The following is a 12,935-nucleotide window of genomic DNA, read 5'->3' on the forward strand; positions in this document are numbered from 1 at the left end:
CTTCATCATGGAGCCCCGCCATGAGTATGCACACCGAATTTGATAAGGGCTCTTTGTTGTGGGTCAAGGCTGAAATTGATAGCACCTTGGCTCGCGCCAGTGATGCACTTTCGCAATACACCACCAACAAAGATGCCGCAGTACTAAAACACGCAAAAACTCATTTGCACCAAGCCTATGGTGCGCTTGATTTGGTTGAGTTGACGGGCTTGGCTCGTTTTTGCGAGGAAGTTGAGCAGCTGATTTTGGTTTTAGAAAATGGTGAGCTGGATGAAGTTGGCTTACCCTTGGCGCTGCGCGCAATTCAAGAAATTGGCCAATACTTAGACCGCTTAACAGCGGGCATGCCAAATATTCCATTATCGTTGCTACCCACTTTCCGCGAAGTAGCTCAATTGCGTTCGGCTAATCCTTCCGGCTCAGAGCTGTATTTTCCGCAGTTCTTATTAAATATGCCTGCAGGCTTGCCACACAAAACAGCAAATGCGGCTGAAATGGTGCAAGTTATTAAACAGCAGCGCATGCGCTATGAAAGTGGTTTATTGCGTTGGCTAAAGGGGCAAAAAGAAGTCGCTCCGGTGATGGCGGCCAGTCTGGCTGAGTTGGCAAAGCATCAAACCAGTACCTTGCCCCGCAATTTTTGGTGGTCAGCAGCAGCCTTAGTGGATGGACTTGCTACTAATCGAGCCGAGTTTGATTTAGATCCACAGCAAGTGTTACTGCGTTTAAATTTACAAATCCGTAGATTGGCGGATGGCTCAAGCAAAGTCGCTGAGCGATTGTTTCGCGATATATTGTATTTACTACCGCAATTAGATTGCGATAGCCCATTGGCGCGCCGTCTCGCTATCGATTTTGATTTAAGTGATCTCTTTCCAAACGCCCAAACGGTGATGTCTGCTGAGGCGATGGCAGCCGAGCAAATCGCACGCTCATTGCGAGATGAATTGTCTTTGGCCAAAGACACGTGGTCACGTGTTGCCGCTGGCCATTTAGAAAAAACCTCTACAGTTCGCCAATTGATTCAGCAATTAGCTGAGAAATCAAAACCACTCCATATCGATGGTTTGGGTGAGCTATGGGATGGCTTATCTACGGCGGTATCGCAAGGTCAGGCTAGTCAAGACTTAGCGCTAGAAATTGCAACAGGTTTGTTGCTTGCTGATAATGCCCTCGCTATTTATCCAAGTCATGCGGATGATTTTGCTCAGCAAGTCACGGCCTTATTGCGTCGATTACTTGATCCAAGTGCGAGCAATGAGTTGCCGCATCTTGATGAAATTAGCCGTGAGGCACAAGATCGTCTACTGCTGTCGCAACTTGCTGTTGAGATGCGTAGCAATTTATTGTCTATTGAAGAAATCTTGGATGCATTTTTCCGAAATGCCCAAGAGCGTGAAGCCTTAGTTGAAATCGAGCCGATGCTGCGTCAGGTACAAGGCGCACTGATGATGCTCGATAGACAAACTGCAGTGGATCTCACTCATGAATGCCTAGTGCGTATTTCACATCATGCAGGGGCACAGACCAATCCTGAGCTTCACGAGCTTGAAGAGTTAGCAGAGGCTTTGTCGGCGCTTGGATTCTATGTCAATGATTTGGCGCAAGAGCGTGATGATGAGGCGGCACTACTCCCCTTACTGCAACGCCTAACGGGGCGCGAGGCAGCAGTTGCCATCGTCGATGAATTCGTTGCGCTGGAAGCAGAGCCTGAACTGACATCTGTTGAGCCATTGCCTGTGGCAGAGCCTGAGTCAGTTCCTGAGTCGCGCGCGATGCCAATTTCAGAAGCGGCGATTGATGCTGAGTTGCTTGAGGTTTATCTCGAAGAAGCCGTTGAAGTCTTGGCGACAATTGAAAGTCAGCAAGTTCTACTGCATAGCAACCCACAAAATCGTGAAGCCTTTACTACGATGCGCCGTAGTTTCCATACGCTCAAAGGTAGTGGACGGATGGTGGGCTTGTACCAATTGGGTGAAGTAGCTTGGTCAATTGAACAGCTGCTCAATAAATGGCTGCAACTGGATAAACCTGCGTCAGAACGCCTATTAGCCTTGCTTGATTTCACCCATCTGGCCTTTGTGGGCTGGGTTGACCAATTACAGAAAAATGGTCATGTTGAGGTTGAAGCCAGCGCGATAGATGCTGAAGCATTAGCGTTACGTAGTGAAGTCGATGTCGCTGATGATGAGGATGATCTCGACGTTAGCGCACCTGCTGTAGAAGTCGAAATGGCAGTGTCTAATGATATCCAAATTGGCGATGTCACTGTTTCGGCAACTTTGTTTACTATTTTCTGCGAAGAAGCACGGAAATACTTAAGCGCTTTGTCGCACGGTGTTGAGGTCTTGGCTGAATCCGGTGAGGTGGATGCCAACTTTATTTTGGCAGCACATACCCTAGGGGGGATCACCTCTACGGCTGGCTTCCGGCCTCAAGGTGAGCTTGCATACGCTGTAGAACATGCTCTGCAACAACAATTACATATTGGGCGTGAGCAAGTGCCCTTGTTCTCCGAAGCAGTCAATCAACTGCATGGCATGATGGACAGTATTTTTGCCGAGCAAGTGCCTACGACGGCTCCCGATGTGATTGCACGCTTGGAAGCCTTACAAGCTGAAGCAGTCGAAATGATTCTTGAGGAGGAGCCGAGTTCAGTTATTGAGCCTGAGTCAACTGTAGTCATTGATGCTGTGGATGACGAAGTGGCTTTGGTGGATTTAGTTGAAGAAACGCTGGCTGTTCAAGAAGCTGAAGCGACTGAATTGATGGCGTTTGATTTGCCTGCGATTGATTTGAATCTTGATGAGTTAGAGCTTGGTCTGGATGCAACAGATTTAACGTATTCTGCTGATGCTTTAGGACTGACGGTCCCATCCGAAACCGAAACCGAAACCGAAACCGAAACCGAAACCGAAACCGAAACCGAAACCGAAACCGAAACCGCCCCTTTCATTGCAACAGAGATGAGCGAGGCCTTACTGCCCGCGCTTGATTTAAGTCGGAGTAGCGAAGATGAAACGGTTTCAATTGCTGTTCCAAATGAAATCGACACTGTTGATGATTTGGTTTCGCCGATCGATTTAATTGACCTTGTGCCAGAGCAAATGACTGAGTCACTTGGGTCTGATTTGCCCTTGCTTGACCTGATTTTGTCGGATGAAATCACACTAGAAACAGAAACAGAAACAGAAACAGAAACAGAAACAGAAACAGAAACAGAAACAGAAACAGAAACAGAAGCAGAAACAGAAGCAGAAACAGAAGCAGAAGCAGAAGCAGAAGCAGAAGCAGAAGCAGAAGAAGAAGCAGAAGCAGAAATTACGCTTGATGATCTAGTAATCGCAGAAGAAACAGCTCCAACCGAAGCCGTTGTCGAGCTTGAAAGTCGCGAAGCCGAGCTCATTGCTGTGCCGGAAGCTTTTGTTGCAACGGATTTGATTGGTCATTTGGGCCTGAGTACTGCCACAGAAATTGACGAGTCTTCACCGTTAGCGCACTTGGTTTCCAGCGAAGACACCTTGAATGCGGCGCGTGCCGAGCTTGATGCCACGCTGATTGATGATATCGACGTTCAACTCTTGCCAATTTTCATCGAGGAAAGCGAGGAGCTACTACCGCAACTGAGCCATGATTTACGGTTGTTGAGCGAAGGTTCAGACCACGATTCGGTCTTGCAACAAATCAAACGCTCTTTGCATACCGTAAAAGGTAGTGCGCGGATGAGTGGTGCGATGCGCATGGGTGAAGCGGCTCATCGGATGGAGTCGCGCTTGGTGGAGTCGGTTGAGATCAATCCAGAGCTACTGGCGCGTCTTGAAGGCGACTATGACTTGTTGCTCGCTTTGTTTGCCGAGTTAACAGAGCCTGCCAAGCCTGAAATGGCTGCAGAGGTCGGAACAGGCGCAGTGCCTGTTGTGCCTAAATTGTTGGCCGCTGCCGAAACGGATAACAAAACGGTGATCCGTGTTAAATCGGAATTGGTTGACCAATTGGTTAATCAGGCCGGTGAAGTTGCGATTTCGCGGACGCGGATTGAAGCTGAAATGCTGATGTTCAAGAGCTCATTGCTCGATTTGACCGAAAACGTTGCGCGTTTACGCACTCAATTGCGCGAGTTGGAAATTCAAGCTGAAACGCAAATGCAAGCGCGGGAAAAAGAAGTGCAAGAAATGCACGCCAGCTTTGACCCGCTCGAGTTTGACCGCTTTAGTCGCTTGCAAGAGCTGACCCGCTTTATGGCCGAAAGCGTGAATGACGTGGGCACGGTACAGCAAAGTTTGCTGAAAAACTTGGATGAATCGTCTGCCGCGCTGTTGGCGCAATCCAGAATGACCAAAGAATTGCAGCAAAGCTTGATGCGCGTGCGCATGGTGCCGTTTGCTAGCGTTTCTGATCGTCTCTATCGTTTAACGCGTCAAGCCGGTAAAGAAGTCGGTAAAAAGGTCAACTTGGAGCTCAAAGGTGGCCGCGTAGAAATCGATCGTGGCGTGTTGGACAAAATGATTTCGCCGTTTGAGCACATGCTGCGCAACGCGATTGACCATGGTTTAGAAAATACCGAAGACCGCGTTAGCCAAGGTAAGAGCGAGTTTGGTGAAATTCTGATTGAAGTTCGCCAAGAGGGTAATGAGCTAGTTCTTTTACTGAAAGACGATGGTAAAGGGCTGGATCTGCCGCGAATTCGTCAGAAAGGCTTGGATAAGGGACTGATTCGTGCCGATCAAGTCGTTTCTGATAATGATTTGTGCCATCTGATTTTTGAGCCGGGCTTCTCGACTGCATCAACAGTGACCCAATTGTCTGGCCGCGGCATTGGCATGGACGTGGTGAAAAACGAAGTGAGTAACTTGGGCGGGAAGATTGATGTATCGACCGTTGCCGGCCAAAGCACGACGTTTGTGATTCACCTGCCGTTGACTTTGGCGGTGGCGCAAGTGCTGTTGGTGAAGGCGGGCGAGCGTTTGATCGCGATTCCGTCGGTGATGATTGAGCAAGTGCAAGAGCTAAAATCCGAAGCCTTGGCGCGGATTTACGAGAACCGTGAACAAGAGTGGATGGGGCAGCGCTATCGCTTCGCCTACTTGCCGCGTCTATTGGGCGATGTGGCGGCGATTCCTGAGCAAAAACGTTACTCAACGGTGATTCTGTTGCGCTCAGGTGCAGAGCGGATTGCGCTCCACGTTGACCAGTTGGTGAAAAACCAAGAGGTCGTGGTCAAGCCTATTGGCCCACAATTAGCGCGGATTCCAGGTGTGGTTGGGGCTACCGTACTCGGTACGGGCGAAATCGTCTTGATCATGAACCCATTGGCTTTGTTGGCGCAATCCGCGCAAATTACCGCGCAAGTGCAAACGGTTGATACCTCGCATCAAGCGCAGCCAACGATGCCAGAGCAGTTGTCGACGGCTCCGGTGGTGATGGTGGTCGATGATTCACTAACGGTACGGAAGATTACGGGTCGTTTATTGGCGCGTGAGGGCTTCCAAGTTGTGACCGCCAAAGATGGTGTTGATGCCTTGCAGCAATTGCACGATGTGAAACCGGCTGTGATGTTGGTCGATATTGAAATGCCACGGATGGATGGTTTCGAGTTAACGCGGAATGTGCGCGTTGCCGACGACACCAAACACATTCCGATCATCATGATTACGTCGCGGACCGCTGAAAAGCATAAGAAATATGCGTTTGAGCTGGGCGTGAATGCTTATTTGGGCAAACCTTATCAGGAAGATGAGTTGCTCGGTTTGATTCGCCGCTTAGTCGCTGAATCGGCTTCATAAGTCGCTTTCGCTTGAAATAGACCGATTCAGTAAAATAAAAACCGCTCGTTAATATGGAGCGGTTTTTTTATTGCTTAGGTATTGCTATCTAGCCATTAGAACATAATGACTGGATTGAAATACCCGTTATTCGTAATCGGGCAGGCCGTAGGCGGTGAGAATAAAATCGTGTTGCGTTGCGTCCATGATGTCGGCTACAAAAGGCTGCAATAGGGCGATGCGATCAAGATCGAGCATGTAAGACAATTTCATTTCTGGATCGGGCTTGTCTTGTTCGGCGGCGAAGAGGCTGTACAAAAATTCAACCGACACCGTTTCGCTCAGCGGTAGGTGGCCGATAAAGCCGCCTTCCATGTCTTTTTCCCAAACTTCAATGGCGCGAACGATTTTCATAAAATTTCCTTGTGACTGACGGTCAGCATGGCGCCGACTACGAATGAATTGCGCCGATTATACCTGTGCCGAGCACTGCAATGAGCAGCATTGCGCTTTCACTGACTTCAATGCCTGCGCCCAAGCAGTCGCCAGTGACGCCACCCAACTTAGCTTTGAGCCATTGCCGATAGGCAATTAGGACCATTGGTGCGGCTAAAAGCGCAGGGCTAAACCAAGCAGATGCCGCCAGCAATACCAGCCCCCAAAACACCGCAAGCGTGCTATTTTTTTTCCACGCAAATTGTTCGGCCATACCCGGTGCTAAAGCGGGCAATGTTTGCCAAATAAACACACCGCTACGCGCCCATGCTGGAATCAATAGCAGCGCCGCCAATTGTTGCTGCCGTACTAAAAGCATTAATAGAACGAGTTTAAGCAGGCATTGTATGATGAGCGACAGCACACCAAAGCTGCCCAAATGCGGGTCTTTCAACACTGCCAAAAATCGTGCCGGATCGCGATGCGCTGCGCCGAGTCCATCACTCATGTCGGCCAAACCATCCAAATGCAGGCCGCCAGTGACCCAAGTCCAGAATGCAAGTCCAAGGATGGCGGCGAGCCACGGATCGAGTTGCGAACTGGTATAGGCAATGCCGAATAAGAGCGCGCCAATGAGCATCCCCACCGCAGGAAACCAGCCGACTGATTTGGCCAGCAGTGCGGGCTCGAAATCATGGATTTGTGGGGTGGGGATTCGGCTTAGAAACTGCACCGCTAGAATCGGCTCGCGCCAGTCGAAAAAGCGGCTCATGGCATGTCGGGCAGTGTGTTGCTGATGTCGAGTAACATCGGTGGCCAATTTTCATCCCACCACAGCGTCACGCAACCCGCTGGCGCGAGCCAAAACTGGCTGTGCCGTGCGGCAGGTAAACCTAAAGCCGCGAGTAAAATCGCTTTGATCGTCCCTTGATGGGCAATTAAAACGCGGTGTTCTGCATCACCACTGGCAAACCAAGCATTCAGGGCGGTATGGATGCGACTCGAAAATGCAGCCCAGCTTTCACCTTCTGGCAATGGATGTTGGTCTGGATCTTGTTGCCACAAATCCCATGCAGTATGTTCCGCTATGCTCCATTCTGCTTTGGCTTTGCCGTCAATACTGCCTAAACTCATTTCATTGAAGCCACGCTCTAAATGCAGGGGCAAGCCCAGCGACATCGCTGCATCGAGTGCAAAATCGGCGCAACGCGCCAACGTAGAGCTGGCAATGGCATCGACAGGGTGCGCCGATAATGCAGCCCAGCGAGTATCAAGCTGCTCACGGCCGAGTGCTGATAGTGGCGGATTGCTCTGGCCAAAGATCGCCTCGCTAGCACCCTCAGCTACGCCATGGCGGATTAAAGTGAGCCGAAATGCCATTACATCGCACCCGCTGCGACACCCGCTTCGGCAAACGTGGCCATTTCACGATGCAAAGTGAGTGCCGATTGAATGATTGGGAATGCAATCGCCGCGCCACTGGCTTCGCCAAGGCGCAGACCTAAATCCAAGATTGGGGTCAAATTGAGGGCGGCTAGGGCGCTGCGATGGCCCTGTTCTTGCGATACATGACTGGCTAGCAGCCATTCACCGACCGCAGGATTGGCTTTTACTGCTACCAAGGCGGCGGCAGTCGTGATAAACCCATCGAGTAAGACCGGAACGCCTGCTTCAGCGGCCGCCGTGTAAAAACCCGCCAAGGCGGCAATTTCAAGCCCACCCACTTCACGTAGCCAATCGAACGCAGTCACTGCGCCAGCTGATTTAGCACGAATGAGTGCATCTTTAACGACTTGAATTTTATGGGCATGAGCCCCAGCTTGAATGCCAGTGCCAAGGCCAACGATGTCTTCAGGCGAAGCGCCTGTCAGTGCACAAATTAGCGCTGCGGCGGCCGTGGTATTGGCGATGCCCATTTCGCCGCCAATAATTAGATTTTTGTTGTTTTCAACCGCATGCATGGCACTGCCAGCGCCGATTTGCCAAGCTTTGTTCATTTGCGCTTCGGTCATGGCGGCGGTAATGCGCAGGTTCGCCGTGCCGGCGCAAACGGGGCTGCGAAATAACTTGCCGTGTGAGGTATTGGGTGTGGGGTAGTCACTTTTGACACCAACATCAACAATACTCAATGACATATTGTTTTCACGTGCCAACACACTAATTGCTGCGCCACCATTGATGAAGTTGACGACCATCTGCGCGGTGACTTCGGCAGGAAATGCCGACACGCCCTCGGCAGCAACGCCATGGTCGGCGGCAAATACGCAAATCGCGGCTTGCAGGCGCTTGGGGGTGTCATTACCTGTTCGTCCGGAAAACCAAATAGCGAGGTCTTCAAGACGACCCAAGCTGCCCATGGGTTTGGTCAGCTGGCTTTGGCGCTCTTGCGCGGCTTGCTGGGTTTCGGTGTTGATGGCTTTCATGATGAGCTTCCCGTTCAGAATCGCTCGACTCTAACGGCTCCCGCAGGCGCGGGCAAGTGGCAAGTTACTCACCTTGTAGTCATTTGGCTGATGTGATCGGAGTTTAGAGGGTAGGCAGTGAGGCAGGAAAGACTTCAATCCGATCAATGCCAAATTGTTTTGCGGATTGCAGTGCGGTATCGGCGGCGACGAGGATGTCTTCGAGCGTCTCGGTTTCAGTGCTGAGCGCGGCTAAACCAATGGTGATTGAGATATAAAATTCATCTTGGTTTTCTAACTGAATGGGTAGTTTTTTGATGAGTTTACGTAAACGTTCCGCGACCACCATCGCACCTTTGTAATCGGTATCGGGTAAAACCAGTGCAACTTCTTCACCGGAATACCGGCCGACCAAATCAAAATCACGCACCGAGCTGAGCGCGCATTCAGCTAATCGTTTCAGTGCTAAATCGCCAGCATGCAGACCATATTTGGCATTAATATCCGCGCAATGATCCATATCAGCAATCAGTACCGCCATTTTGTGCTGGCTGCGCTGGGCGCGATTGACCTCTCGCTCGGAGAGGGCAAATAAATGCGGGCGTTGATAAAGCCCCGTTAGTGGGTCATGGAGTTGTTCTTCAGATAATTGGTGGCGCAAATGTTTGACTCTGATGGTCTGTAGAAGCAAGCCAATGGCCAATCCAATGCATAGGGTAATGAGTAACGTCATTGACTGTAAGCCTCAGATCTATTTGATGTTTTATTGATATTAGACTGTTTTCTGCCAAGGGCTAGGTTCTATTGACGTTTGGTTTCTTGGCTGGCAAACCAAACGTCAATAGAACCTAGCCCTGCTTTGTTATGAAAGGTGTCCCTGATAGAATACGTAAATGCAAAAAATATTGATTGTTCGCCTCTCTTCGATGGGCGATGTGATTCATCAAATGCCAGCGATTACGGACTTAGTTCGTGCGTTTCCTGATGCGGTGATTGATTGGGTCGTTGAAGAAGGATTTGCCGAATTACCGCGACTGCATCCTGCGATTCGGCGCGTCATTCCGGTGGCGTTGCGCCGTTGGCGAAAGGCTCCGTTGGCGGCGTCGACCCGTGCAGAATGGGCGAAGTTTAAAACCGAGCTGCGTGCTTGTCGTTATGATTTGATTTTAGATGCACAAGGTCTACTCAAAAGCGCTGCCGTGGCACGGATGACCTGTGGCCCTGTGGCGGGTTTTGATCGCAATTCTTGCCGCGAGCCTTTGGCGAGTTTTGCCTATCATCGCAGATATCCGATTGCCAAAAGCCTCCATGCGATTGAGCGCAACCGTCGTCTGACCGCCGCTGCCAATGGCTATTCGCTGCGCGGTGAGATGGATTATGGTTTGAAAGTGCCCTTGCAGAATTTGTCTTGGCTGGGCGATGCGCCTTATGTGGTGCTGTTAACGGCAACGAGCCGTGCCGATAAAGAATGGCCTGAGTCGCATTGGATTGAGCTGGCGCAGCGTTGTATTGCCGAGGGGGTGCGGCCCGTATTTCCTTGGGGCAGTGATGCCGAGTTGCAGCGTGCGCAGCGTTTGGCGGCGGCATTTCCGTCGGCGACTTCAGCAATTGTTCCGCCGAAATTGAGCCTAACCGATGCGGCCGTGATGCTGGCCGGTAGTCGCATCGTTGTGGGTGTCGATACCGGTTTGGCGCATTTAGCGGCGGCGGTTGCCGTGCCGGTGGTGGCGATTTTTTGTGCTTCCGAGCCCGAACTCACCGGCGTGCGTTCGGCTACGTTTGCATTGAATTTGGGCGGCAATGGCAAACCGCCAAGCGTTGATCAAGTCTGGGATGCGCTTGTGTCGGGGCGTTTGCCGTGATGGCACGCTGGGTCTATCGGCTGGTGCTGTGGCTGGTGTTTCCGTTGATTTGGCTGTATTTGCTCAAGCGAAGTAAAAAACAGCCGGCATATCGAAATCAATGGGCTGAAAGGCTGGGGTATTACTCACGAGGAAATACGGATGAATTGCTGCAGCTTAATACCCAGTCAAGACCAGTTTGGTTGCATGCGGTATCAGTCGGTGAAGTGCGCGCCAGTGCCCCTGTAATTGCCGCATTGCGCCAGCAGTATCCGCAGTGTTCTTTCGTGTTGACCTGCATGACACCCACAGGGCGCGAAACTGCGCAGGAATTATTTGGTGCTTTCGCCACCATTGTCTATTTACCCTACGATTATCCATCCGCGATTCGCCGTTTTTTATGTACTTTTCAACCGCTGTGCGGTGTGGTGATGGAGACCGAAATCTGGCCGAATCTCATTCATGCGTGTGCTGATGCTGATATTCCGCTGGTGCTGGCAAATGCTCGCCTCTCGGAAAAGTCTTTTCTGGGATACCAAAAAGCCCGTGCTTTAATTGCCCCCGCGATGGCTCGGTGGGCGCAGGTTTTAGCGCAGGCGCCTGCTGATGCAGCGCGTTTGACTCAACTTGGTGCCGCGAATGTGCAGGTGATGGGCTCAGTGAAGTTTGATAATCAAATCGATGCCAGCAACGTAGCTCTGGGTCGCCACTGGCGCTCGCAATTTGCCGAGCGCAGCGTGGTGTTATTGGCATCGAGTCGTGATGGGGAAGAGGCTGAATTTCTTACGCAGTGGCGGGCCCTATTTCCGCAGTTTGCTCCCTTGCTGATTATTGTGCCGCGTCACCCGCAGCGTTTTGACCTAGTGGCGAGCTTGATTGAGGCGCAGGGTTTGAGTCTGCTGCGCCGTAGTCAATGGCAAGGCGAGACCCTCGTTGATGCGGATGTACTCTTGGGCGACAGCATGGGTGAAATGCTGGCTTGGTTTGCGGCCGCTGATCTTACGGTGATGGGCGGTTCTTTATTGCCGTTTGGTTGTCAGAACTTCATCGAGGCGTGTGCCGTGGGTTGCCCCGTGCTGCTTGGGCCGCACACCTATAATTTTGCCGCTGCCGCAGAGGCCGCGTTGACAGAAGGGGCCGCTTGGCAGGGGGCAACGTTGTCAGATGTAATGGTAAAAATCCCAAAACTGCTGGCAGAACCCGCTCTGCGGGAACCTATGGGCCGCTCTGGCGTCCAATTTGCCCAAGCGCATCGGGGAGCAACCGCGCAGTTGATGCGTCATCTTGCCGCGTATCTCTCTCCTTAGAGAAATAACTAAGGATTCCAGGTTGAGGTCAATTTCCCGATGCGATGATTTTTAATCATACTGCAGTGGCGAAGGGGCTGTTTTGCCTAAAAATAATGAGATTTCAAACGAAAATACCTATGGTTGGTATTTACTCTTTGCGTGCTGGCTAATTGCAGCGAGCGGCACTTTGGGTAGCCTTTTTTTTAGTGAAGTGATGCAGATTCCGCCTTGCGTGCTCTGCTGGTATCAGCGGATTGCGATGTATCCTTTGCTGGTGGTTTTTAGTGTGGCCTTATTCCCGTTTGATCCGCGTTGTACCCGTTACGCTTTACCTTTGGCCATCATTGGCTGGCTATTCGCCTTTTTCCATTTACTGATTTATAGCGGTGTTATTCCTGAATCCATGCAGCCCTGCACGGCAGAAGTATCTTGCGCGAAAATTGATTTGGAACTGATTGGCTTTATCACTATCCCATTGATGTCGGTCGTGGCGTTCTCGCTGATGATTGGCTTGCTTTTAACGATTGCGAAAGGAAATAAAAAATGAAACGTTCACTGATTGTGGTGACGAGTGTTGTGGCCATGTTGGCTCTGTTTGCGATTGGTGCGGTGATTTACAAACAGCAAAGCGTGGCCAGTTCGCAACAAGTGGCGGTGGAGAATAGCGCAGCTTTGACTCGATTTTCATCGGTAACGTATGGGGCGAATGACGCCAAAGTGCATATCGTCGAATTTATGGATCCCGCCTGTGAAGCTTGCCGAGCGTTTTACCCCTATGTAAAAAACATCATTAATAGTCAGCAAGGCAAAATCAAATTGACGGTCCGTTACGCCAATTTCCATGAAGGTTCGGACTATGTGGCGCAAGTTTTAGAGGCGGCCCGAGCGCAAGATAAATACTGGCCAGCATTGGAGGCTTTGTTAGCAACGCAAGACCAATGGGCTAGCCATCATGCGCCAGCACCGGAAACGGTTTGGAAATATTTGGGTAATTTAGGCCTAAATTTTGAGCAGATGCAGCAAGATATGAATGACCCGAAAGTACTGGCGGTGATTGAGCAAGATCGTGCGGATGCGCAAGCGCTACAAATCAGTAAAACGCCGTCGTTTTTTGTGAACGGTAAGCCATTAATCAAATTTGGCTATGAGGAATTAGAGCAGTTGATTCAGAGTGAATTAAAACAAGCCTATCCGAACTGATTGCCG

General features: G+C 50.8%; 10 protein-coding genes. 5 read left to right on the plus strand and 5 right to left on the minus strand.

What is annotated here, in order from left to right; all coding sequences use genetic code 11:
* The first annotated feature begins 20 nt into the window (after positions 1–20).
* A complete protein-coding gene (locus K4H28_RS15945; protein ID WP_221006114.1) occupies positions 21–5,783 on the plus strand; it encodes a hybrid sensor histidine kinase/response regulator in 5,763 nt (1,920 codons plus the stop codon).
* Positions 5,784–5,909: 126 nt separating this feature from the next.
* On the opposite strand, the gene K4H28_RS15950 is transcribed toward K4H28_RS15945, so the two are convergent.
* The 5 genes from K4H28_RS15950 to K4H28_RS15970 form a co-directional block, all read right to left on the minus strand.
* Positions 5,910–6,176 (minus strand): hypothetical protein, encoded by a 267-nt coding sequence (locus tag K4H28_RS15950; RefSeq protein WP_221006115.1) that lies wholly within the window; start codon positions 6,174–6,176, stop codon positions 5,910–5,912.
* A gap of 37 nt (positions 6,177–6,213) precedes the next feature.
* Positions 6,214–6,969 carry an adenosylcobinamide-GDP ribazoletransferase gene (cobS, locus tag K4H28_RS15955; RefSeq protein ID WP_221006116.1) on the minus strand — a complete coding sequence of 252 codons (756 nt, stop codon included), beginning with the start codon at positions 6,967–6,969 and terminating at the stop codon, positions 6,214–6,216.
* A complete protein-coding gene (locus tag K4H28_RS15960) occupies positions 6,966–7,577 on the minus strand; it encodes a histidine phosphatase family protein (RefSeq protein ID WP_221006117.1) in 612 nt (203 codons plus the stop codon). The genes cobS and K4H28_RS15960 overlap by 4 nt, the downstream gene beginning before the upstream one ends.
* On the minus strand, positions 7,577–8,620 hold the full coding sequence (cobT, locus tag K4H28_RS15965) for a nicotinate-nucleotide--dimethylbenzimidazole phosphoribosyltransferase (RefSeq protein WP_221006118.1): 1,044 nt from the start codon (positions 8,618–8,620) through the stop codon (positions 7,577–7,579). Before cobT ends, K4H28_RS15960 begins: the two co-directional genes overlap by 1 nt.
* 103 nt (positions 8,621–8,723) lie before the next feature.
* Entirely contained in the window at positions 8,724–9,332 is a 609-nt protein-coding gene (locus K4H28_RS15970) for a GGDEF domain-containing protein (RefSeq protein WP_221006119.1), read from the minus strand.
* 160 nt (positions 9,333–9,492) lie between these two features.
* Here K4H28_RS15970 and waaC point away from each other — a divergent pair, with 160 nt between their 5' ends.
* From waaC to K4H28_RS15990, 4 genes are all read left to right on the plus strand, one after another.
* Positions 9,493–10,461, plus strand: a complete 969-nt coding sequence (gene waaC, locus K4H28_RS15975; RefSeq protein ID WP_221006120.1) for a lipopolysaccharide heptosyltransferase I — start codon at positions 9,493–9,495, stop codon at positions 10,459–10,461.
* Positions 10,461–11,747, plus strand: a complete 1,287-nt coding sequence (locus K4H28_RS15980; RefSeq protein WP_221006121.1) for a 3-deoxy-D-manno-octulosonic acid transferase — start codon at positions 10,461–10,463, stop codon at positions 11,745–11,747. Before waaC ends, K4H28_RS15980 begins: the two co-directional genes overlap by 1 nt.
* Positions 11,748–11,829: 82 nt before the next feature.
* Positions 11,830–12,276 carry a disulfide bond formation protein B gene (locus tag K4H28_RS15985; protein WP_221006122.1) on the plus strand — a complete coding sequence of 149 codons (447 nt, stop codon included), beginning with the start codon at positions 11,830–11,832 and terminating at the stop codon, positions 12,274–12,276.
* Positions 12,273–12,929: a DsbA family protein gene (locus tag K4H28_RS15990; protein WP_221006123.1), complete on the plus strand. Its 657-nt coding sequence runs from the start codon at positions 12,273–12,275 to the stop codon at positions 12,927–12,929. Before K4H28_RS15985 ends, K4H28_RS15990 begins: the two co-directional genes overlap by 4 nt.
* Positions 12,930–12,935 lie beyond the last annotated feature (6 nt).

It is taken from the genome of Deefgea tanakiae (assembly GCF_019665765.1).
Classification (GTDB): domain Bacteria; phylum Pseudomonadota; class Gammaproteobacteria; order Burkholderiales; family Chitinibacteraceae; genus Deefgea; species Deefgea tanakiae.